Annotated in this window: 13 protein-coding genes and 1 pseudogene; all 14 read right to left on the bottom strand. The window is 67.8% G+C overall.

All coding sequences use genetic code 11. From position 1 onward, the window contains the following. Window positions 1-1,849, bottom strand: a 1,849-nt coding sequence (locus A9W95_RS02780) for a type I polyketide synthase (RefSeq protein ID WP_156745966.1), incomplete at its 3' end; no start/stop codon positions are given. A 66-nt stretch (window positions 1,850-1,915) separates the two neighbouring features. Continuing rightward, window positions 1,916-2,977, bottom strand: coding sequence for a type III polyketide synthase (locus A9W95_RS02775; RefSeq protein ID WP_067409116.1), 1,062 nt, complete (start codon window positions 2,975-2,977; stop codon window positions 1,916-1,918). Window positions 2,978-3,085: 108 nt separating this feature from the next. Next, on the bottom strand, window positions 3,086-4,498 hold the full coding sequence (argH, locus tag A9W95_RS02770; RefSeq protein ID WP_067409115.1) for an argininosuccinate lyase: 1,413 nt from the start codon (window positions 4,496-4,498) through the stop codon (window positions 3,086-3,088). A 79-nt stretch (window positions 4,499-4,577) separates the two neighbouring features. Continuing rightward, window positions 4,578-5,774: an argininosuccinate synthase gene (locus A9W95_RS02765; RefSeq protein ID WP_067409114.1), complete on the bottom strand. Its 1,197-nt coding sequence runs from the start codon at window positions 5,772-5,774 to the stop codon at window positions 4,578-4,580. 40 nt (window positions 5,775-5,814) lie between these two features. Beyond that, entirely contained in the window at window positions 5,815-6,315 is a 501-nt protein-coding gene (locus A9W95_RS02760) for an arginine repressor (RefSeq protein WP_067409113.1), read from the bottom strand. Next, a complete protein-coding gene (gene argF / locus A9W95_RS02755) occupies window positions 6,312-7,256 on the bottom strand; it encodes an ornithine carbamoyltransferase (protein WP_067409112.1) in 945 nt (314 codons plus the stop codon). Before argF ends, A9W95_RS02760 begins: the two co-directional genes overlap by 4 nt. Further along, window positions 7,253-8,440: an acetylornithine transaminase gene (locus A9W95_RS02750; RefSeq protein ID WP_067409111.1), complete on the bottom strand. Its 1,188-nt coding sequence runs from the start codon at window positions 8,438-8,440 to the stop codon at window positions 7,253-7,255. Before A9W95_RS02750 ends, argF begins: the two co-directional genes overlap by 4 nt. Continuing rightward, window positions 8,437-9,318 (bottom strand): acetylglutamate kinase, encoded by an 882-nt coding sequence (gene argB, locus A9W95_RS02745; protein WP_067409110.1) that lies wholly within the window; start codon window positions 9,316-9,318, stop codon window positions 8,437-8,439. Before argB ends, A9W95_RS02750 begins: the two co-directional genes overlap by 4 nt. A gap of 43 nt (window positions 9,319-9,361) precedes the next feature. Beyond that, window positions 9,362-10,576, bottom strand: a complete 1,215-nt coding sequence (argJ, locus tag A9W95_RS02740) for a bifunctional glutamate N-acetyltransferase/amino-acid acetyltransferase ArgJ (protein ID WP_067409109.1) — start codon at window positions 10,574-10,576, stop codon at window positions 9,362-9,364. Then, a pseudogene (gene argC / locus A9W95_RS02735) lies at window positions 10,573-11,632 on the bottom strand (N-acetyl-gamma-glutamyl-phosphate reductase). The gene argJ and the pseudogene argC overlap by 4 nt, the downstream one beginning before the upstream one ends. Window positions 11,633-11,746: 114 nt before the next feature. Beyond that, the gene (locus tag A9W95_RS27425; RefSeq protein ID WP_216638123.1) at window positions 11,747-18,847 is read right to left on the bottom strand and encodes a PE family protein; all 7,101 of its coding nucleotides are present in this window, start codon (window positions 18,845-18,847) and stop codon (window positions 11,747-11,749) included. Between the two features lie 354 nt (window positions 18,848-19,201). Next, window positions 19,202-19,576 (bottom strand): hypothetical protein, encoded by a 375-nt coding sequence (locus A9W95_RS27420; RefSeq protein WP_156745965.1) that lies wholly within the window; start codon window positions 19,574-19,576, stop codon window positions 19,202-19,204. A 10-nt stretch (window positions 19,577-19,586) separates the two neighbouring features. Then, window positions 19,587-21,416 (bottom strand): PE family protein, encoded by a 1,830-nt coding sequence (locus A9W95_RS02720; RefSeq protein WP_067409105.1) that lies wholly within the window; start codon window positions 21,414-21,416, stop codon window positions 19,587-19,589. A 97-nt stretch (window positions 21,417-21,513) separates the two neighbouring features. After that, window positions 21,514-22,896 carry a PE family protein gene (locus tag A9W95_RS02715; RefSeq protein ID WP_067409104.1) on the bottom strand — a complete coding sequence of 461 codons (1,383 nt, stop codon included), beginning with the start codon at window positions 22,894-22,896 and terminating at the stop codon, window positions 21,514-21,516. Window positions 22,897-23,137 lie beyond the last annotated feature (241 nt).

Genomic DNA, 23,137 nt, shown 5'->3' with positions numbered 1-23,137 from the left:
GTGCGTCCGGGCGGCCGCGGATCACATCGAGCAATGACCAGTCCACGAACTCCTCGAGCGCCTCTGCGCACCGATGCATGTGAGCGGCGAACACCGGTGCGGCGTCGAGCAATTCGGTGCCCATCCCAGTCCACTGCGAGCCTTGGCCGGGGAATACCAGCACCGTCTTGCCGGTCGAGCGCGCGCGGCCGAGGACCACAGCACCACCCGGCTCGCCGTCCGCCAACGACGTCACGCCGGCAAGCAGCCGGTTGCGGTCGGCGCCCACCACGACGGCCCGATGCTCGAACACCGAGCGGGTCGAGACGAGAGACCAGCCCACATCGACCGGATCGAGATCGGCGCGCTCACCCACCCAGGCGCGCAACCGTGCGGCCTGCGCCGTCAGCGCGTCGGCCGATCGCGCCGAAACCACCCACGGTATTGCGCTAGGCGGCAAGTTGCGTTGTGACGCAACGGCTTCCGCGTCGTCTGGCGCCTGCTCGATGATGGCGTGCGCGTTGGTGCCGCTGATTCCGAACGACGACACCCCGGCGCGCCGCGCCCGATCCAGCGCCGGCCATGGCCGGGCTTCGGTCAGCAATGACACCTCCCCGGCCGACCAATCCACATGCGGCGTCGGCTCGTCGACATGCAACGTCTGCGGCAGCACACCATGGCGCATCGCCTGCACCGTCTTGATCACTCCGGCCACTCCCGCCGCGGCCGAGGTGTGGCCCATATTGGATTTGATCGACCCCAACCACAACGGCCGATCGGCCGGGCGGCCCCGCCCGTAGGTGGCCAACAAAGCTTGCGCCTCAATAGGATCGCCCAACGTGGTGCCGGTGCCGTGCCCCTCGAGCAAGTCGACGTCGCCCGAGCCGAGCCGTGCATCGGCCAGGGCCGCCCGAATCACCCGCTGCTGCGCCGGTCCATTCGGCGTGGCCAGGCCATTGGACGCGCCGTCCTGGTTGACTGCGGTCCCCCGCACCACCGCCAACACCGGATGCCCCAGCCGTCGGGCGTCGGTCAACCGCTCCACCACCAGAGCGCCCGCACCCTCGGAGAAACCGGTGCCGTCGGCCGCGCCCGCGTAGGCCTTGCACCGCCCGTCGACCGACAGCGCCCGCTGGCGGCTGAAATCGACGAACATCGCCGGAGTGGCCATCACGGTGACCCCGCAGGCCAACGCCAGGTCGCACTCGCCCGAGCGCAGCGACCTGACCGCCAGATGCAAGGCCACCAACGACGACGAGCACGCCGTGTCCACCGACACCGCAGGGCCTTGCAAGCCCAACACATAAGCCACGCGTCCTGACGCCACACTGAGCGTCGAACCGCGCAGCCCGTAGCGCTCCAACTCCCCGGGCACCCGGCCCTGCCCGCCATAGGAACCGTGGAACGCCCCGGCGAACACGCCCGTCGTCGAACCCTTCAGGCGCATCGGGTCGATTCGCGCGCGCTCCAACGCCTCCCAGCACACCTCCAACAACAACCGCTGCTGTGGATCCATCGCCAGCGCCTCACTGGGCGCGATACCGAAGAAGGTGTTGTCGAAATCGGCCACGCCGTCGAGGAATCCGCCTCCCCGGGCGTATGACTTGCCGGTGGCATCGGGATCGGAGTCGAACAACGCGGCCAGGTCCCAACCGCGGTCGGTGGGAAAATCGGAGACGACGTCGCGGCCGGTGGCGACCATCTCCCACAACGCGTCGGGCGAATCGATGCCGCCGGGATACCGGCATCCCATCCCGACGATCGCGATGTCGGCGGGCGTGAGCAGTTCGCGGTTCTCCCGCTTGAGTCGCTCGTTCTCCTTGAGCGAGGTGCGCAGCGCCCTGACGAGGTCGTCCTGAGTGCTGTTCATCGGACCCAGCCTCTCGTCCTGCTCACCCGAACCGGCAACGAATGCCTCGGCGTAGCCCAAGGCACCTCAGTGCCAGCGCAGCAACACAAGTTCGGAACAGAATCCCGGGCCCATCGCGATCATCAGTCCCGGGCTGCCACTCGGCGGCGGTTTGGCCAGCGTGTCGCGCAGTACGTGTAGCACCGACGCCGAGGACAGGTTGCCGATCTCGCTCAACGAGCGCCAGGTCAGCTCCAAGGCTTCCGGCGCCAAGGCGAGGCTTTCGGTGATCGCTTCGATGATCTTGGGACCGCCCGGGTGAGTGACCCACGCGCCGACGTCGTCGGTGGAAAGACCGTGCGCGGACAGGAAACCATGGATGTCGTCGGCCAAATATTGCCGGACGACGTCGGCCAGATCCTTGGACAACACGAGTTCGAACCCAGCGGCGCCGACGTCGTAACCCATGGTGCGCAGCGAGTCGGGGTAGAGATGGCTGCGGGAGTCGATGATGGCGGGCCCGTGCGCGCCGGTCCGCTCGGCGCGACGCTCACCGACGGCGACCACGGCGGCGGCGCCGTCGGCGAACAGTGCGCTGCCGACCAGCCCCGCCAGAGACGGCTTGTAGCCCGGGTAGGTCAGGGAACACAACTCGACCGAAATCAGGGCCGCCACGCCGTCCGCCGCGCCACGCAGATAGTCATGCAGCCGGGCCACCCCTGCCGCGCCGGCCACACAGCCCAGCCCGAACAGCGGGACCCGGCGCACATCGGGTCGCAGGCCGAGCTTGCCGGCGATGCGCGCGTCCAGCGAGGGCACCGCCAGTCCGGTGACCGTGGTGGTGATCAAAACGTCGAGGTCTTGGGCCTGCAACCCGGCCTCTTCCAGGGCGCCGAGGAGCGCTTGGCAGCCCAGATCCACCGCCTTTTCGATGAAGGTGGAGTTGGCCCGCCCGAAATCGGTCAGCGTGGGGTATGTCTCGATCGGTAACGCGAGGTGGCGACTGTTGACCTTGGCGCTGGCATGCAGCTGCCGGACGATGTCTTCGTAGCCCGCGAAATCGGGGATGCTGACGAAGAAGTCGGTCAGCTCTTTCTGCGAATAGCGATAGGGCGGCAGGGCGCCGAACACACCTGAGATGACGCTCATTGGATCCACCCCTTGGTGACGAACATCCACGCCGACCGGTTCAACCCGCTTGCTTTAAAGCTGGAAGTTTAGTCGCGGCCCCTGCGGCCGACAAAGCAACGACGCGGCTCAGTGCCGGAGCTGCTGGCGCAGCCGTTGGGCGCTTACCCGCACCGCGTCCAGCTGCTTGGCAACCTGGGATGGGGCGGTGCCGCCGCGAGAGTCCCGCGCCGACACCGAGCCTTCGATAGTCATTACTTCGCGGACCTGCGGTGTCAGCTGCGGGCTGATGGCAGCCAGTTCGTCGTCGGTCAACTCCGGCAACCCGACGCCGCGCTGCTCGGCGACTCGCACCGCGGCGCCGGCGGCCTCATGCGCTGCGCGAAACGGAACACCTTGGCGTACAAGCCATTCGGCCACGTCGGTGGCCAACGTGTAACCGGCCGGGGCCAGCGCCGCCATCCGCTCGACGTCGAAGGTCAGGGTGCCGACCAGGCCGGCCATGGCCGGGAGCAGCAGCTCGAGCTGCGCCACCGAGTCGAACACCGGTTCCTTGTCTTCCTGCAGGTCGCGGTTGTAGGCCAGCGGTTGCGCCTTCAGGGTGGCCAGCAACCCGGCGAGGTTGCCGATCAGCCGCCCCGATTTACCGCGGGCCAGTTCGGCGATGTCGGGGTTTTTCTTCTGCGGCATGATCGAGCTGCCCGTCGACCACGAGTCGTGCAGGCTTACATAGCCGAACTCCGTCGAACTCCACACGATGATGTCCTCGGCCAGCCGGGACAGGTCAACGGCGATCATGGCGAACACGAACGCCGCCTCGGCGGCGAAGTCGCGGGCCGCCGTCGCATCCACGGAGTTCTCTGCGGCGCTGGCGAAGCCGAGGTCCGCGGCGATCGCGTCGGGGTCGAGTCCCAGCGACGACCCGGCCAAGGCGCCCGACCCGTACGGCGACACCGCCGCGCGCTTGTCGAAGTCGAGAATGCGGTCGACGTCGCGCAGCAACGGGTGGGCGTGGGCCAGCAGATGGTGCGCCAACAGAATCGGTTGCGCGGACTGCAGATGGGTCTTGCCGGGCATGATGGCCGTTGGATGCGCGGCGGCTTGGTCGGCCAGCGCGGCCACCACGTCCAGCGCGCCAGCGGCGACCCGGCGGACGGCGTCGCGCAGCCACATCCGGAACAGCGTCGCGATCTGGTCGTTGCGGGACCGTCCGGCGCGCAGCCGCCCGCCCAGTTCGGGACCCACCCGGTCGATCAGGCCGCGCTCCAGCGCCGCGTGCACGTCCTCGTCGGTGACCAGCGGGCCGAAACTGCCGTCGGCGACATCCTCGGCCAGGCTGTCCAATCCGGCCAATAGCCCGTCGCGCTGCTCCTCGGTGAGCAGCCCCGCGCGGTAGAGCACCACGGTGTGCGCGCGCGAGGCGGTGATGTCGTAGGGCGCCAGCACCCAGTCGAAATGCGTGGACTTGCTCAGCGCCGCCAACGCGTCCGACGGGCCGCCGGCGAACCGCCCGCCCCACAAAGATCCCTGATTGGTGCTCACTTTCCCTCCGCGAGCAGACGCAAACTCACCTCGACACGCCGTTTCGGGTGCGACTTTGTGTCTGCTCGCCGAAGGAAGGTCACCGCAGGTCCCGGCGGGCCGCCAGCTTGGACGACAGCCCGTGCACGTACACGAAACCCTTGGCCGCGGACTGGTCGAAGGAGTCGCCCTCGTCGTAGGTGGCCAGGTTGAAGTCGTAGAGCGACTCCGCGCTGCGCCGGCCGTTGACGGCGATGTGGCCGCCATGCAACACCAGCCGCACCTCACCGGAGACATGCTCCTGCGTCTTGGCGACGAAGCTTTCCAGCGCGATCTTCAGCGGCGAGTACCACAGCCCGTCGTACACCAGCTCGGCCCAGCGCTGATCGGTCTGCCGCTTGAACCGGCCCAGGTCGCGCTCGAGGGTGACGTGCTCGAGTTCGGTATGCGCGGTGATGAGCACCATGGCTCCCGGCGCCTCGTAGATTTCCCGGCTCTTGATGCCCACCAGCCGGTCCTCGACGACGTCGAGGCGGCCCACGCCCTGCGCGCCGGCGCGGCGGTTGAGCTCCTCGATGGCCTGCAGCATCGACACACGGTGGCCGTCGATGGACACCGGGACGCCGCCCTCGAAGCCGACAATCACCTCGTCCGGCGTGCTCCAGTTCAGGGTGGGGTCTTCGGTGTAGGCGTAGATGTCTTTGGTGGGGGCGTTCCACAGGTGCTCGAGGAAGCCGGTCTCGACCGCGCGACCCCACACGTTCTGGTCGATGGAGAACGGGGAGCGTTTGGTGACGTTGATCGGGATGGCGTTCTCCTCGGCGAACGCGATGGCTTTCTCCCGCGTCCAGGCGTAATCGCGCACCGGCGCGAGAACCTCCAAATCCGGTGCCAGCGAAGCGAATCCGACTTCGAACCGCACTTGGTCGTTGCCCTTGCCGGTGCAGCCGTGCGCGACGATGCTGCCGCCGTGCTCACGCGCGGCCGCCACCAGGTGCTTGACGATCAGCGGCCGGCTGATCGCCGACACCAACGGGTAGCGGTCCATGTACAGCGCGTTGTTCAAGATCGTGGGCAGGCAGTACTCTTCGGCGAATTCGTCGCGCGCGTCGACGACCACCGCCTCGACGGCGCCGCAGTCCAGCGCCCGCTGACGCACCACCTCCATGTCTTCGCCGCCCTGGCCGAGGTCGATCGCCACCGCCACCACCTCGCGGCCGGTCTCCTTGCCGATCCAGCTGATGGCCACCGAGGTGTCCAGACCGCCGGAATACGCCAGGATGACGCGATCTGACATGAACCAATCTCCTTAACTTCGGCCGGGAACCGGCAGCAGCTTATTTCAGGCGTTCCAGAGCCGCGGCCAGCTCAGCGCCGGTCATCGGTTCCCGGGCCGCCACGAATACGGTGTCATCACCGGCGATGGTGCCGACCACGTACGCTAACGCGGCGCGGTCGATAGCGCTGGCCAAATAGTGCGCCCCGCCCGGCGGGGTGCGTAACACCGCGAGGTTGGCGCTGGCATCGGTGGATACCAGCAGCTCAGCCAGCAGCCGCGACAGTCGGCTGGTGCCGCCGGACACGCCCCGCACCGGGCTACCGTCCTCGGGCACGACGTAGACGCCGACGCCGCCGTCGGCGCCGCGCAACTTGACCGCGCCCAGCTCTTCGAGGTCCCGCGACAGCGTGGCCTGGGTGACTTCGATGCCTTCGGCAGACAGCAGTGCGGCCAGCTCGGTTTGGCTGCGCACCTCGGCGGTCGACAGGATGGCCACGATGCGTGCCTGCCGGCCGGCGCGGTTGGCGCTGACCTCGGGGGCTTTAGAGGCGCCGCTCATTGAGACCGCTCCAGGAGCCACACCAGCAGCGCTTTCTGCGCGTGCAGCCGGTTCTCGGCCTCGTCCCACACCGCGCTGGCCGGGCCGTCCATCACCTCGTCGGTGATCTCGTCACCGCGGTGAGCCGGAAGGCAATGCAAGACAACGGCTTCGGAGTCGGCCAGACCCAGCAGCCGCTCGTTGACCTGGTAGGGCCGGAACGGTTTGACGCGGTCTTTGCCGTCGTCTTCTTGCCCCATCGACGTCCAGGTGTCGGTCACCAGGATGTCGGCACCGCGGGCGGCGGCGTCGGCGTCGGTGCTGACCGTCACCGACGCGCCGGTCGCCGCGGCACGCTGCTCGGCTGCGGCCAGCACCGCAGGGTCGGGAAGAAAACCGTCCGGACCGGCAATGGTCACATGCATGCCGGCGGTGACCCCGCCCAACATCAGCGAGTGCGCCATGTTGTTGGCGCCGTCGCCGAAGTAGGACATCCGCAGTCCGCTCAGGGCACCTTTGCGTTCGGCGATGGTCTGCAGGTCAGCAAGCACTTGGCAGGGATGGAACTCGTCGGAGAGCGCGTTGACAACCGGCACGGAGGCGGTCGCTGCCATGGCGGTCAGGCGCTCCTGGCCGAAGGTGCGCCAGACGATGGCGTCGACGTAGCGCGACAGCACTCGTGCGGTGTCTTCCAAGGTTTCCTCGCGGCCGAGTTGGGTGCTGCGGGCGTCGACGACGACGGCTTGGCCACCGAGCTGCGAAATGCCCACCTCGAAGGAGAAACGGGTGCGGGTGGAGTTTTTGTCGAACAGGACCGCGACCCCGCGAGGTCCGTCCAGGGGACGGCGGCTGAACGGGTCCTTCTTCAGGTCGGCGGCCAGCTGCAGAACCTCGGCCTGCTCGTCGGGCGACAGGTCGTCGTCACGCAGGAAATGCCGCACGCTGGGCGCTGCACCCGTCATGCTGCTGCTCCCGCCGCGTCGAGGATGCCCGGCAGCGCGGCAACGAAGCCGTCGAGTTGCGCCTCGGTGATGATCAGCGGGGGCGCCAAGCGGATGACGTTGGGCGCCGCCGCGTTGACCAGGAAACCGGCGTCGCGGGCGGCCGCCTCCACAGCCTTGGCATGCGGATCCGTCAGCACCACGCCTTGCAGCAGACCGCGACCGCGGACATGGTCGATGAGCGGATGCCCGAGCGATTCCACGCCATGCTGGAACGACTTGCCGAGCGCGGCGGCCTTGGTGATCAAGTCGTCGGCGGCCAGCACCTGCAGGACGGCCAGCGCCGCCGCGGTGCAGACCGGGTTGCCGCCGAAGGTGCTGCCGTGCAGGCCAGGGGTCAGCAAGTCGGCGGCCGGTCCCACGGCCAGGCAGGCCCCGACGGGCAGCCCGCCACCAAGGCCCTTGGCCAGGGTCACTACATCCGGGGTGACGTGCTCGTGCTGATGGGCATAGAACAGGCCGGTGCGGCCCATCCCGGTCTGGACCTCGTCGAGCACGAGCAGCGCGCCATGCTCCGCGGTGATCCGGCGGGCCGCGGCGAGATAGCCGTCGGGGGGAACGACGACGCCGCTCTCCCCCATGATCGGTTCGAGGAACACCGCAGCGGTGTCCGCGTCGACGGCCGCGGCCAGTGCGTCGGGGTCCCCGTACGGGACGTGTGTGACATGGCCGGGCAGCGGCGCGAATGGTGCCTGCTTGCTGGGCTGGCCGGTCAGCGCCAGCGAACCCATGGTCCTGCCGTGGAAGGCCTCCTGTGCGGCAACGACTTTGGTGCGGCCGGTCAGACGGGTGATCTTGAACGCCACCTCGTTGGCTTCGGTGCCGGAGTTGCAGAAGAACACCCGCGCCGCAGCGTCGATGCCGAGGTGGCTCACCAGTTGTTCGGCCAGCGCGATCCCCGGTTCGGTGGCGTACAGGTTCGAGGTGTGGCCCAGCGTCGACAGCTGCCGGGTGACGGCTTCGATGACCGCGGGGTGAGCATGACCGAGCACGTTGACCGCGATGCCACCGAGCAGGTCGAGATACGTGTTGCCGTCGACGTCGGTCACCACGGCGCCCTCACCGCGGGACAGCGACAACGGCGGGGTGCCGTAATTGTTCATCATCACGGCTTCCCACCTGGCGCGCAGGTCGTTGCCCGTCATGCCTTCACGACCTTGGTGCCGGTCCCGGCGTCGGTGAAAAGCTCAACGAGCACACAGTGTTTGACTCGCCCGTCGATGACGTGGGCGCTGGGCACGCCCGCGGTCACCGCGCGCAGGCAAGCTTCGACTTTGGGAATCATGCCCGCCTCCAGGGTCGGCAACAGTTGCGCCAATGTGTCGGTGTCGATTTCACTGACCAGCGAACCGCGGTCCGGCCAATTCGTGTACAGCCCTTCGACATCGGTGAGCACGAGCAGCTTCTCAGCACCCAACGCTTCGGCCAGCGCCGCGGCGGCCGTGTCGGCGTTGATGTTGTGCACCACGCCGTCGGCGTCGGGCGCCAACGTCGACACCACCGGAATACGCCGTGCCGTGATGAGGTCCAGCACCGCTGCGGTGTTCACCAGGTCGACGTCACCGACCAAGCCGATGTCGGTGGCCACGCCGTCGACGGTGACGCTGCGCCGCACCGCGGTGAACAACTGAGCATCCTCACCGGTGATACCGACCGCGTAGGGTCCGTGCGCATTGATCAGGTTGACCAATTCCCGGCCTACTTGACCGAACAGCACCATGCGCGCGACGTCGAGCACTTCCGGTGTGGTGACCCGGAATCCGCCCTTGAAGTCACCTTCGATGCCCAGCCGGCGCAGCATCGCGGTGATCTGCGGGCCACCGCCATGCACGACGACGGGATGGATCCCGCAGTTGCGCAGGAACGCCATGTCGGCGGCGAACGCCTGACGCAGCGTCGCGTCGGTCATCGCATTGCCGCCGTACTTGACGACGACGATCTGGCCGTGCAACTGCTTGAGCCACGGCAGCGCCTCGGCGAGTACCTGCGCCTTGACGGGTGTGGGCAACACATGGACGGTCATCTGCGCCGCTCCTCATCGCCGCGCTGTGCGTCGTCACCGACAGTCATGAGCTGTAGGCCGAGTTCTCTTCGACGTACGCGTGGGACAGATCGGTGGTGCGGATCGTGGCGTGTTCATTACCGACGGCGAGGTCGACGGTGATGTCGATGTCCGGGGCCGACAGGTCGACCTCGCGGGCGCCGGGCGCACCGACACTGTCGACACACACGGGGAATCCGTTGAACGATACGGTAATTCGATCGGCATCCAGGGTGATCGGCGCCATGCCGACGGCGGCCAGCACTCGGCCCCAGTTGGGATCGGAGCCGAATACCGCGGTTTTGACCAGGCTGTCGCGGGCGATGATCCGTGCAGCGACCAGCGCGTCGTCCTCGGTGGCGGCTCCGGTCACAGTGACGCTGACCCGTTTGGTGACCCCCTCGGCGTCGGCCTGCAGTTGGGCGCACAGATCGTCACAGACCCGCAGCACCGCTTCGTCGAGATCGGCCTGTGACGGCGCGACTTCGCTCGCGCCCGAGGCCAGCAACAACACCGTGTCGTTGGTGGAGCAACTGCCGTCGATGTCAAGCCGGTCGAAGGTGCGGGCGGCGGCGCGGCGCAGCGCCTGATCGAGCGCCGCCGAATCGGCGACCGCATCGGTGGTGAGCACACAGAGCATGGTGGCCAAGGAGGGCGCCAGCATGCCGGCGCCTTTGGCCATGCCGCCGAGTGTCCAGTTGTTGTGATGGTGCAACGCAACCTGTTTGGGCACATTGTCGGTCGTCATGATGGCGTGGGCGGCGTCGTCACCGCCGGTCAGGCCGCCGGCCATGTCGTGGACGATGTCGGTGACCCCGGCCAGCACCTTGTCCATCGGCAGCCGGTCCCCGATCAGCCCGGTGGAGCAGACAGCCACTTCGATGGCGCCGGTCTCGGTTCCCCAGTCAGATAACGCCGCCGCCACCGCCTCCGCCGTGGCGTGGGTGTCCTGAAATCCGCCGGGACCGGTGCAGGCATTGGCGCCGCCGGAATTCAATACCACTGCGCGCAGCCGGCCGGTGGTGAGAACCTGTTGACTCCACAACACTGGGGCCGCTTTGACCTTGTTGCGCGTGAACACACCGGCAGCCGAGTAATCGGGACCCTCGTTGAGGACCAGGGCGAGGTCAAGGGCGCCCGACGCCTTGATCCCCGCCGCGATGCCGGCGGCACGGAACCCGGCGGGGGCGGTGACGCCCTGGGCACGCAGCAGCCGTGATTGAGCCGTCGTCTCGGTCACGGCGCCACTCCGACCACCGACAGGCCGTCGGCCTCGGGCCAGCCCAGCGCCAGGTTCATCGACTGCACAGCGGCACCCGCAGTGCCTTTGACCAGGTTGTCGATCGCGGCGATGGCGACCAGCGTCGCGGCGTCCTCGTCGACGGCCACGGCGATGTGCGCCGCGTTGCTGCCGATGACCGCACCGGTGCGGGGCAGTTGCCCCTCTGGCATGACGTAGACGAATGGTTCTGCGCCGTAGGCCTTTTCGTAAGCGGCACGCACTGCATACTGCGGCGCGCGGGTGCGGGCGGTGCAGGTGGCCAAGATGCCGCGCGAGGTGGGGATCAGCACCGGGGTGAAGGACACGGTCACCTCGCGGTCACCGACGGCCCGCAGCCCCTGCGCGATCTCCGGGGTGTGCCGGTGGGTACCGCCGATGTTGTAGGCCCGGGCTGATCCGATGACCTCGGCACCGAGCAGGTCGGTCTTGGCCGCACGCCCCGCACCTGAGGTGCCGCTGACCGCGACCACCGTCACGGCGGGCTCGATGAGGTCTTCTGCGACGGCCGGCGCCAACGCCAGCAACGCGGCGGTCGGGTAACACCCGGGCACGGCGATGCGGCGTGCGCTTCTGAGCCGGTCGCGGTGGTCGGGTAACTCGGGCAGCCCATAGGGCCAGCTCCCGGCGTACGCAGAACCGTAGAAGCGCTCCCAGGCCGCGGCATCGGTGAGGCGAAAATCGGCCCCGCAATCGATGATCAGTGTCTCGGGATCGAGTTGGTCGGCCAGAGCCGCCGAGTGCCCGTGCGGCAGGCCGAGGAACACCACGTCGTGTCCGGACAGGACCTCGATCTCAGTGGGTTCAATGACGCGTTGGGCCAACGGTGTCAGGTGCGGATGGTGCTCGCCCAGCGAGCTGCCGGCGCTGGACGCGGCGGTCAACGAGCCGATCGTCAACCGCCCCGCCACGTAGGCTGGATGCCCGAGCAGCAGCCGGAGAATCTCTCCGCCCGCGTAACCGGTGGCACCGGCGACCGCAACCTTTATCCCATCGGCCATTTCGCCGATTCTGCATGGTTATGCAGAGCTTTGCAAATTCATTTACTACCGGGTCCTGCGACGCCACGAGGGCTGGTTCGGTGGAGACGTTGGGCCTCCACCGAACCAGCCCCCGGTGACTTGGTGCCGCTTAGCCGAAGTTGACCCCGAAGCTCGCGCTCAGCGCGGCCTGGATGGCCAGCTGGAGGTTGGCCAGGGCTGCGCTGACGCTGGCCGCAAGCCCGAGAGCACCGGCGTCCAGCGAGGTCAGGATCGAACCGCCGGTCTGAGCCAGCCCGGCGATCGCGTTCGTGACGCCCGTCGCGAAGGCGATGCCGGTCTGCGACAGGGCCGGGGCCGTGACGCCGAGGCTGGCGCCCAACGCACCGCTTAGCGCCGAACCCACCTCGAGCACGGTGTTGCGCCAGATGGCCATCAGCGCTTCACCCGTGCGCAGCAGTCCAGAAGCGCCTGCCCCCAGGCTGCCGGCCAATGCCTCACCGGTGTTGACCAGCCCCAGGAGCCCTGAGCCGAAGCCAGCAGCCAGGCTCTGACCTGTCTGGGCCAGCCCGGTCACCAACCCCGTCAAGGCGTTGTTGATGCCTGCCCCGAACATCGCGTTGAGCGATGCCGAGATGTTGGCGCTCAGGCTGGTGGAGAGCAGCTGGTTCAACAGCGCGCCCAGGTTCTGCCCGGTCTGGACGAGCGCGTTCAACCCACCGGCGAAGTTGGCGGCCAGCGTGCTGGCCAACGTTCCACCGGTTTGCAGCAGCCCGTTGAGGCCGCCGTTGAACGCCGCGATCAGAGCCGGCAGCCCGCCACCGAAGTTGGCCTGCAACGCCGCACTCAGCTGCGCTGCCAACGTCGGCAAGCTGATGCCGCCCGACAGCGCGGCCGCGAAGCTCTGGCCGAGCTGGATCAGACCGTTCAGACCACCGCCGAAGGTAGCCGCCAGGTTGGCCGCGAAGTTCTGACCGAGTTGCACCAAGCCGTTCAGACCACCGTTGATAGCCGCCACCAGTGCCGGGAAGGACCCGCCGAAGCTCGCCTGCAACGCCGCACTCAGCGAGGCCGCCAGGGCGGGCAGGCTGAAGCCGCCGGCCAGGTTGGCCAGGAAGACCTGGCCTGCCTGGATCAGACCGTTCAGACCGCCGCCGAAGGTGGCCGCTAGGTTGGCCGCCAAGTTCTGCGCCGCCTGGGCCAGCCCGGCCAGGTTGGCGTTGAAGCTGGCGATCAGCGCCGGGAAGTTGGTCCCGAAGCTGGCCTGCAGCGCCGCGCTGATGGAAGCGGCCAGGTTAGGCAGGTTGAAGCTCGCCGACAACGCGGCACCCAGGTTCTGCGCCGCCTGGAGGAACCCGTTCAGACCGCCACCGAAGCTGGCTGCGAGGTTGGCCGCCAGCGCCTGGCCGGACTGAATCAACCCGTTCAGACCATTGGTGAACGCTGCCACCAGAGCCGGGAAGTTGGTCCCGAAGCTGGCCTGCAGGGCGGCGCTGATTTGCGCTGCCAGCGCCGGGAGGCTGAACGCTCCCTGGAACGCCGCCGCCAAGTTCTGCGCCGCGGTGATCAGCCCGTTCAGGCCGCCACCGAAGGTGGCCGCGAGGTTGGCCGCCAAGTTCTGCGCCGCCTGGGCCAGCCCGGCCAGGCTGGCGTTGAAGCTGGCCACCAGCGCCGGGAAGTTGGCGCCGAAGCTGGCCTGCAACGCCGCGCTGATCGACGCGGCCAGGTTGGGCAGGCTGAAGCTGCCCGACAACGCCGCACCCAGGTTCTGCACCGCCTGGAGGAACCCGTTCAGACCGCCACCGAAGGTCGCCGCCAGGTTGGCCGCCAAGTTCTGCGCCGCCTGGACCAGGCCGTTCAGACCAGCGTTGAACGACGCGACCAAGGCCGGGAAGGACCCGCCGAAGCTGGCCTGCAGCGCAGCGCTGATGGAGGCGGCCAGGTTAGGCAGGCTGAAGCTCGCGGCCAGGTTGGCTGCGAAGTTCTGCCCCAGCTGAAGCAGGCCGTTGAAGCCACCGTTGATGGCGTTGACCAGGGCTGGGAAGTTGAACACCGCCGCCAGGTTGGCTGCGAAGTTCTGTCCCAACTGGGCCAGGCCGTTGAGGCCACCGGTGAGGGTTGCCACCAACTGCGGGAAGTTGGCGCCCAGGTTGGCCTGCAGCGCTGCGCTGATCGACGCGGCCAGGTTGGGCAGGCTGAAGCTGCCCGCCAACGTGGCCCCGAGGTTCTGCGCCGCGGTGATCAACCCGTTGAGGCCACCCCCGAAGGTTGCCGCCAGGTTGGCCGCGATGTTCTGCCCCAGCTGGGCCAAGTTGTTCAACCCGCCGGTGAAGGCCGCCACCAGTGCCGGGAAGTTAGTCCCGAAGCTGGCCTGCAGCGCCGCACTGATCGAGGCGGCCAGGTTGGGCAGGCTGAAGCTGCCGGCTAGGGCCGCACCGAGGTTCTGCGCCGCCTGCAGGAAGCCGTTCAGGCCGCCGCCGAAGGTGGCCGCCAGGTTGGCCGCCAAGTTCTGCGCCGCCTGAGCCAGCCCAGCGAGGCTGGCGTTGAAGCTGGCCACCAGCGCCGGGAAGTTGGCGCCGAAGCTGGCCTGCAACGCCGCGCTGATCGACGCTGCCAGGTTGGGCAGGCTGAAGCTGCCCGACAACGCCGCACCCAGGTTCTGCACCGCCTGGAGGAACCCGTTCAGACCGCCGCCGAAGGTCGCCGCCAGGTTGGCCGCCAGCGCCTGACCGGACTGGATCAGCCCGTTGAGGCCACCGGTGAACGCTGCCACCAGCGCCGGGAAGGACCCGCCGAAGCTGGCCTGCAGCGCGGCGCTGATTTGCGCGGCCAATGCCGGCAGGCTGAAGCCGCCCGACAATGCGGCCGCGATGTTCTGTGCCGTCGTGATCAGCCCGTTCAGGCCGCCCCCGAAGGTCGCCGCCAGGTTGGCCGCCAGCGCCTGACCGGTCTGCACCAAGCCGTTCAGACCAGCGTTGAACGCCGCCACCAGGGCCGGGAAGCTACCGCCGAAGCTGGCCTGCAGCGCGGCGCTGATCGACGCCGCCAGGTTGGGCAGGCTGAAGCTGCCCGCCAACGCGGCACCCAGGTTCTGCGCCGCCTGCAGGAACCCGTTCAGGCCGCCGCCGAAGGCTGCCGCCAAGTTGGCCCCCAGGTTCTGCGCGGCCTGGGCCAGTCCGGCCAGGTTCGCGTTGAAGCTGGCGACCAATGCCGGGAAGTTGGCGCCGAAGCTGGCCTGCAAGGCCGCGCTGATCGACGCGGCCAGGTTGGGCAGGCTGAAGCTGCCCGCCAATGTGGCCCCGAAGTTCTGCACCGCGTTGATGAACCCGGTCAGACCGCCACCGAAGGTGGCCGCCAGGTTGGCCGCGATGTTCTGCCCCAGCTGGGCCAGACCGTTGAGGCCCCCGTTGATCGCCGCGACGAGTGCCGGGAAGTTGGCGCCGAGGTTGGCTTGCAGCGCCGCGCTGATCGACGCCATCAGGCTCGGCAGGCTGAAGCTGGCGGCCAGGCTTGCCGCCAGGTTCTGCCCCAGTTGGACCAGCCCGTTGAAGCCACCGTTCAAGGCCGCCACCAGCGCCGGAGCGTTGAAGGCTGCCGCCAGGTTGGCCGCAACGTTCTGGGCGGTGTTCAGCAGCCCGGTCAGTCCAGCGTTGAGCGCCGCTGCCAGCGCGGGGGCGTTGAAGGCCGCCGCCAGGTTGGCCGCAACGTTCTGCCCCAGCTGAACCAGCCCGTTGAGCCCGCCGGTCAACGCCGCTGCCAGCTGCGGGAAGTTCGCTCCCAGGCTGGCTTGAATCATCGCGTTGAACGAGGCCGCCAACGACGGCAGGCTGAAGCTGCCGGCCAGAGCGGCCGCGAAGTTCTGCGCCGCGTTGAGGAAGCCGGTCAGACCGCCACCGAAGGTCGCTGCCAAGTTGGCCGCGATGTTCTGCCCCAGCTGGGCCAGTCCGTTGAGGCCTCCGGTGAACGCCGCCACCAGCGCCGGGAAGTTCGCCCCGAAGCTGGCCTGCAACGCCGCATTGATGGTTGCGGCCAGGTTCGGCAGGCTGAAGCTGCCCGAGAACGCGGCACCCAGGTTCTGCAAGGCCTGCAGGAACCCGTTCAAGCCGCCACCGAACGTCGCCGCCAGGTTGGTCCCCAGATTCTGCGCCGCCTGGGCCAGCCCGGCCAGGTTGGCGTTGAAGCTGGCCACCAAAGCCGGGAAATTGGCACCGAAGCTGGCCTGCAGAGCAGCGCTGATCGAGGCCGCCAAGTTGGGCAGGTTGAAGCCGCCCGAGAACGCGGCACCCAAGTTCTGCAAGGCCTGCAGGAACCCGTTCAAGCCGCCACCGAACGTCGCCGCCAAGTTGGCCGCCAACGCCTGACCGATTTGAATCAACCCGCTCAGGCCACCGTTGAAGGCGGCGATCAGGGCCGGGACCGAGCCGCCGAAGCTGGCTTGCAGAGCAGCACTGAGCTGGGCCGCCAGGGCGGGCAGGCTGAGGCTTCCGGTCAGGGCGGCCGCAAAGTTCTGGCCCAGCTGAATCAGCCCGTTGAGCCCACCAAGGTTGGCTGCCAGGTTGGCGGCCAGGGCCTGCCCGGTTTGGATGAGGCCGTTCAGCCCACCGTTGAAGGCGGCCACCAAGGCCGGGAAGGACCCGCCGAAGCTGGCCTGCAGCGCTGCACTCAGTTGAGCCGCCAACGCCGGCAAGCTGAAGCTGCCCGACAGCGCGGCCGCCAGGTTCTGCGCCGCGGTGAGGAACCCGTTGAATCCACCGCCGAAGGCGTTCGCCAGGTTGGCGGCCAGGTTCTGGCCGGCCTGGACCAGCCCGTTCAGGCTGCCGTTGAAGGCGGCGACCAGAGCCGGGAAGTTGGCCCCGAAGTTGGCTTGCAGCGCCGCGCTCAGCGAAGCGGCCAGCGCCGGCAGGCTGAAGCTGCCGGCCAGGTTGGCCGCCAGCGTCTGGCCGGCCTGGATGAGGCCGTTCAGCCCGCCGCCGAAGGTTGCCGCCAAGTTGGCCGCCAGGTTCTGCGCCGCCTGGGCCAGTCCGGCCAGGTTGGCGTTAAAGCTGGCAACCAACGCCGGGAAGTTGGCGCCGAGGCTGGCCTGCAGGGCCGCGCTGAGCGACGCCGCCAAGTTGGGCAGGCTGAAGCTCGCGGCCAGGCTGGCGGCGAAGTTCTGCCCCAGCTGTAGGAGACCCGTGAACCCACCGTTGAGGGCGTTGATCAGCGCCGGAGCGTTGAACACCGCAGCCAGGTTGGCCGCGAAGTTCTGTCCCAGCTGCGCCAGTCCGTTGATGCCGCCGGTGAGTGCGGCCACCAGTTGCGGGAAGTTGGCACCGAAGTTGGCCTGCAGCGTCGCGCTCAGCTGCGCGGCCAGCGCCGGCAAGCTGATGCCGCCGGACAGCACGGCCGCGAAGTTCTGACCCAGCTGGGCCAGCGCGTTCAGCCCGCCACCGAGGTTGGCCGCCAGGTTCGCGGCCAGCGTCTGACCGGTCTGCACGAGGCCGTTCAGACCACCGTTGAGGGCGGCCACCAGCGCCGGGAAGTTGGCACCGAAGTTCGCCTGCAGGGTGGCGCTCAACTGCGCGGCGAGCGCCGGCAAGCTGATGCCGCCGGACAGCAAGGCCGCGAAGTTTTGACCCAGCTGCGCCAGGCCGTTCAACCCGCCAGCCAGGTTCGCCGCGAGATTCGCGGCCAGCGTCTCACCGGTCTGCACGAGGCCGTTCAGACCACCGTTGAGGGCGGCCACCAGCGCCGGGAAGTTGCCACCGAAGTTCGCCTGCAGCGCCGCGCTCAGCTGCGCGGCCAGGGCCGGCAGGCTGAAGCCGCCGGACAGGGCCGCGGCCAGGTTCTGACCCGTCTGGATCAGGGCGTTGAGCCCGCCACCGAAGTTGGTGGCCAGGGTCGCCGCGAGCGTCTGACCGGTCTGCAACAGCCCATTCAGACCGCCGTTGAACGCGGCGACCAGCGCCGGGAAGTTGGCGCCAAGGTTGGCCTGCAGCGCCGCGCTCAATTGCGCGGCCAGTGTCGGCAGACTGATGCCGCCGGTCAGGACGGCGGCGAAGTTCTGGCCGAGCTGCGCTAGGCCGTTGAGGCCGCCACCCAGGTTTGCTGCCAGGTTCGCGGCAAGGGTCTGGCCCGTTTGCACCAGCCCGTTGAGGCCGCCGTTGAGCGCGGCTACCAGCGCCGGGAAGTTGCCGCCAAGGTTGGCCTGCAGCGCCGCGCTCAGTTGCGCGGCCAGAGTCGGCAGGTTGATGCCACCGCTGAGCAGCGCCGCGAAGTTCTGACCGAGCTGCGCCAGGCCGTTCAAGCCGCCACCGAAGTTGGCCAGCAGGTTGGCCGCGAAGGCCTGTCCGGTGTCGATGAGACCGTTCAGGCCACCGCTGAAGGCCGCCACGAGCGCCGGGAAGTTAGCACCGAGGTTGCCCGAAAGGACTGCGCTGAGCTGCGCCGAGATGGCCGGCAGGTTGGCGCCGAAGTTGGCGACGAGGTTTCCGCCGGTCTGAGCCAGCGCCGCAAGCGAGTTGCTGAAGCCGCCGATGAGGTTGGTCGTCAACGTCTGGCCGGTCTGGACCAGGCCGCCCAGACCGCTGTTGAACGCTGCGATCAGTTCTGGCAGACCGAGGTTGAGGTTGCCGGAGAGATTGACGCCCAGGGAGGCGCTCAGTTGCGCGCCGAGATTCGCCGCCTGCTGCAGGGCGGCGTTGGCCTGCGCGCTCAGATTCGCACCGGCGGTCGACAGCAATGCACCGAAGCCCTGCAGATTCTGGCCGGCGTTGACGATCGCCTGACCGGTCTGAGCCACCACAGTCCCGAAGCCGGTCGTCAGGGCGCCGCCGGTCTGCAGCGCAAAACCGGAGACCCCGGCAGTGAAGGCCCGGCCTAGGTTGCCCAGTGCTTCGAGCGCCAGCTCGGCGTTCAAGCCGGCCGACAGACCGCCACTCAGGTTGCCGCCGATTGCGGCCGCGGCGTTCGGAGTCAGCAGTGCTGCACCGTTGGCGACCTCAGCGCTTAGATATGAGGCCGCGCCGCCGCTCAGCAGCTTGACGAACTCGCCGTGGAAGGCGGCCGCTTGCGAGCTGACCGCCTGGTACTCCTCACCGAAGGTGCCGAACAGCGCCGCGATCGCGGCCGACACTTCGTCTTCTGCGGCAGGCACCAATCGTGTGATGACCCCCGCGGCCGCCTGATTGACCTCAGAAAGCGACGAGTTGATACCAGCGAGACTCTGAGCCGCAGCTTCGACCGCTTCCGGCATTACGAGCACAAGTGACATGTCCATCTCCCCTAATGACCCAAATGAACCATGTGATCCGATGACCCCAACGCCCATCGAAGCACAAGTGCGCATGGAGTTCTGCCCAAAAACGCGGATACATAAACGGGCAATTTTCACAAATTTTTTGGCGGCGGCCTGAGGCGTTTGCGCAGCTCAGAGCATACGAATAGCTGAAGGCACCGCTTCAGGTCTCGGCGCGTGGGGCGCCGGCGCGGATGCCTTCAACTTGGGTCTGTTGATGCGCAAGTTTATTTGGCGTTGCGACATTGCACTGGGTTTTCGCGAGATCAGTTAAATCCATCGGAACCAGCCGCTGGATCGGTTGCCGAGCGCACGACGTACCAGCCGCCATCACGAGCCGTCGCCGCCGCGCGCGCCGGGCTGACCGGCCGCTCCTGGCTGGCCGGGAGCGCCCGGCGGGGACCCTGACCCGCCCAGTCCGCCCGGTCCGCCGGCTCCGCCGATCCCCCCGGGCCCGCCGTCGCCGCCGGCTCCTCCAGCTCCTCCGGCACCGCCGGCACCACCGGCACCGCCGCGGCCCCCGGCGCCGCCTTGTCCTCCTGCGCCGCCGTGTCCTCCAGCGCCGCCCCTGCCGCCTGCGCCACCGCGGCCGCCCGCGCCTCCGGCTCCGCCGGCTGTGCCGGGTTGGCCAGGCGCCCCGTCCTCGCCGTCGGCACTTGGCTGGCCGGGTTCGCCGTCGGCGCCGCGGTGCGGAATGTCGGTCACTGCCGAGCCCCTAGTTGGCGATCGCGTCGGCGAGGGTGCGGAAGCCGGTGGTGGCCAGCAGCTGCGCCAGCCCGCCGAACTTCGTGCCGCCGAGGGTGAGGTTGATGGGAGCGCTGATATTGAGGAGCTCGATTGGCACGGTCGCCGTGATGGCGTGGGGCGGAACGATCAGCCCGTTGAAGGGCAGGTGCACCTCGACCGGCACATTGATGTCCAATCCGAGCACGCTGAAGCTGACCGGCAGCGGCAAGTTGACGATCGCCTCGCCGTTGAGCAACCCGTCCAGCACGTAGGCGGGCGAGTCGATGAGACCGCTGAGGATCTGCAGTGGGTTGCCCGTGGCTATGCCGCCGCCGATCACCGTGCCCGCGGTCGCCAGACCGTTGAGGCCGGCGACCGGCGCACCCGCCACGCCGAACAGCAGCTGCAACGGCAAGCCGAAGTTGGCGCCGAGCACCAGTTGGGGCGTGGGCACAAGTTGCCCGGAGATTGTCGTCGACACGCTGGTATCGGCGAGGGCGGTGAAGAAGCGACCCAGGTTGGCCGTCATCTGCGCCGGAATCGAGTGGGCAGGTATCAGCGTGCTGGCCCCGAGTAACTGCTGGCCCGGAAGGCTCAGAACCGGGAACAGATCGCCCACCGGACCCACCAGTTTGATGTCGGCCAGGTTGCTGGTGTCGAAGCCACTCAAGAAGACATTGAGGACGGCCCGGGTTCCGTCGCTGACCGCCAGGTTGTACTGACCGGCGGCGATGTCTTGTCCGACCACCGACCAGTCGGCCGGGAACTTGGCCAGGTTGATCTGCAGGTCACGGCCGAAGGCGGCAAACGACGTGTTGAGCGTCTGGAAGCTACCCAGTGTGCCGTTGGCGAAGGTCTGCGCGTAGTAGGCGGGGCTGAAGGTGGCGAGGCTTTGGATGCCGTTCTGAATGGTTTGCGGGAAATTGGCGATCTCGGTGGGCAGGTTCTCGAAAGCGAGCGCGAGGTCCCGGCCGGTCAAGTAGGCGTAGCCCTGCTGATTGGCAATGATCTGGCGCAGCAACGGGAAGGGATCGGCGGCGATTGCGGCGCCGAGCGCCTGCAAGTTGGTGGAGGTGTGCAGGAAGAGCTGTTGCCATGCGCCACCGAATGCGGGGATGGCGGGCGCGCCACCGGTCTGCGGGAACAACCCTGGCAGCAAGACCTGAAGCGGGTTGGTGAAGAAGCTGCCGTTGATGAGTGCGGAGACGGTGTTGCCGAACTGTTGGCCGATGCCGTTGAACAGTGGGCCCAATGGTCCGCCGCCGACGAGCGAACTCAAGATGCCGTTGCCGCCGATCAGCGGACCCAGCAGACCACCGGTGCCGCCGAACAGGATCGGGTCGAGTATTCCGCCGCTACCGCCTAGCAGTCCGCCGAGGCCGCCGAGGAGGCCGCCACCGGTGCCACCGCCCAGGACCGGTATTTCGGGCAGCCCGGGAATGCCGAGGAGCGGGGCGGCTGGGGGCACCGCGGCCGCGGCCGGGCCCAGCAACGTCTGCGCCGGAGCGTTCAATGCGCTGAGCAAGGTCTGCTCCGCGTTGACGATCTCCGTAGAAAGGTAGGCCCCCGCGCCGCCGTTGAGTAGACGTACGAACTCGGCGTGGAATGCTGCCGCCTGAGCGTTGATCGCTTGGAAATCTTGACCGAAGGTGCCGAACAGCCGGGAAACTGCGGCCGAGATCTCATCTGCGGCCGCAGCGGCGACTTGAGTGGTCGGCGCCGCCGCGGCTGCGGCGGCCTCACGCAAAGTGGTCTCGATGCCCGAGAGATTGCCCGCCGCCGCGATCACTGCTTCCGTATCGGCGATTACGAAGGACATAGCAATCTCCTCTCGACCGACAGCGCAGCACGCGCCTACCCGTTCGCTATTAAACCCAAACCTAATAAGGCACCATGCTTAGGTCGAGGGTCAAGCACTATCCGACAGGGTTGATGACCGCCGCCAACTGTCCGGAGGCGTTGAGCAGACCGGGAAACAGGCCACCAAATTGCGTGCCGCCCAACGGAATCTGCTGTGTGATCGGCGGTCCGATCAGGTGCACCACCGCCGTCGCGACTCCAGGCCGGGCCGGAGCGAGGAGTCCGCCGATCGGAATCGCAGCGGTCAGTGACTGCGTGCCGGTGACCGGTGACAGCGATGCCGGCAGCTCAAGGGTTATTGCCCCTTGACCGTTCAAAAATCCGTTGGCAATGGCGGCCGGCGCGTCAATCAACGCCCCGAACGCACCCGCGGCATTGCCCGCTTGTAGCGCGGTGAAGAACGTAGCCCCGCTTTGCAGAGCCGCTTGCCCGGTCAATATCGGCGCTCCGAGCGCATCCAGTGCGAGTGTCAGCGGTAGCCCCGTCGTAAACGATGGGTTGATCAGCGAAATATTGGTCGTGATCGACGTATCGGTGATCAGTTGAATTACGTTGGTCATGTTCTGAGAAATCGCTCCCGGAATCGAGGCAACGGGAAGTAAATTCCCCAGGGCGCCTTCCAGCGTCACGGTAGGTACGTTGCTGTAATCGAATCCGGTGAAGGCGAGGTTTAAATAGCCCTTGCCCAGCGCCTGGACAGCGGCCCCGATGTCACCGGCCGCAAGGGCCTGAAATGCCGCTTGGTACGCGGCGGGCAATGCGGCTAGGCCGGCGCCAAAGTCCTGGCCCGCGCTGTGGAGGGCTGCGCCGATCGTTTGGGCGTAGGCCTGCTGGTTGGCGATGAATTGGTTGAGGAAGGGCGCGGGATTGGCGGCCCAGGTTTGGTTGATGAGCGACAGGTTCGCCTCTGTGTTGGCGATGAGGTTCTGGTAGGCGCCGCCGACCGGAAGTGGGCTCGCGACCGGTGAACGAAGTGCTAGGTCGGCCGCAACTCTGCGCGCGAGCAGCGACGCGGCGCCGCTGCGGGCTGACACGGCGTTGGCAACGCCCGCTCGGAGCGACGCCGTTCGAGCGCCGATGAAGTCGGCGCCGATTGCCGCTTGAGCCAGTAGCGCTTGTGCGGGTGCATTGATTGCTTGCAGCAGATTCTGCTCCGCATTCGCTATCTCCGTCGTGAGATAAGCGTTCGCACTGCCGTTCAGCAGTCGTACGAATTCCTCGTGAAACGCCGACGCTTGGGCATTGAGCGTTTGAAATTCGTGTCCATACGAACCGAAGAATTGTGAGACGGCTGCGGAGATATCGTCGGCGGCTGCTGCCACGACGCTCGTGGTGGGACCGGACGCTGCCGCGGCGGCGTCACCGAGTAAAGACCGAATACCGGCTAAATTGCCGGCAGCTGCCGTTAACGATTCAGGCGCAGTGGTCAGATACGACATATTCGGCTCCCTCGACGGACCACCCGACGGCAATAAAGGTGAGTGGAGCCTAGTCAGACGGAGTCTTAACAGGAAGCGATTTGCATATTTCGTTATCTGAGTCCCCGCTGGCGGGCCGCTCGTCGGCCAAGACGTGTCGAGCGCCGAAAGCGCATTCTGGGCTTTCAGTGTGCGGCGACGGCGGTCGATCGCCGCATATCACTGCCTGGACGCTCATTCGGATGCGCTGTTGCACAGCCGA

The organism is Mycobacterium sp. 1423905.2, from assembly GCF_001673155.1.
GTDB lineage: Bacteria > Actinomycetota > Actinomycetes > Mycobacteriales > Mycobacteriaceae > Mycobacterium.
The sequence above is the reverse complement of the archived record's forward strand: the minus strand, read 5'-3'. Positions and strand labels throughout refer to the sequence as shown.

Excerpts from the sequence above, each read along its gene's own strand:
- A9W95_RS02760 (WP_067409113.1), bottom strand. The coding sequence starts at position 6,315 with ATGAGCGGCGCCTCTAAAGCCCCCGAGGTCAGCGCCAACCGCGCCGGC.
- A9W95_RS27425 (WP_216638123.1), bottom strand. The coding sequence starts at position 18,847 with ATGTCACTTGTGCTCGTAATGCCGGAAGCGGTCGAAGCTGCGGCTCAG.
- A9W95_RS02750 (WP_067409111.1), bottom strand. The coding sequence starts at position 8,440 with ATGACGGGCAACGACCTGCGCGCCAGGTGGGAAGCCGTGATGATGAAC.
- argB (WP_067409110.1), bottom strand. The coding sequence starts at position 9,318 with ATGACCGTCCATGTGTTGCCCACACCCGTCAAGGCGCAGGTACTCGCC.
- argF (WP_067409112.1), bottom strand. The coding sequence starts at position 7,256 with ATGACGGGTGCAGCGCCCAGCGTGCGGCATTTCCTGCGTGACGACGAC.
- A9W95_RS02775 (WP_067409116.1), bottom strand. The coding sequence starts at position 2,977 with ATGAGCGTCATCTCAGGTGTGTTCGGCGCCCTGCCGCCCTATCGCTAT.
- A9W95_RS02765 (WP_067409114.1), bottom strand. The coding sequence starts at position 5,774 with ATGTCAGATCGCGTCATCCTGGCGTATTCCGGCGGTCTGGACACCTCG.
- A9W95_RS02715 (WP_067409104.1), bottom strand. The coding sequence starts at position 22,896 with ATGTCGTATCTGACCACTGCGCCTGAATCGTTAACGGCAGCTGCCGGC.
- A9W95_RS02720 (WP_067409105.1), bottom strand. The coding sequence starts at position 21,416 with ATGTCCTTCGTAATCGCCGATACGGAAGCAGTGATCGCGGCGGCGGGC.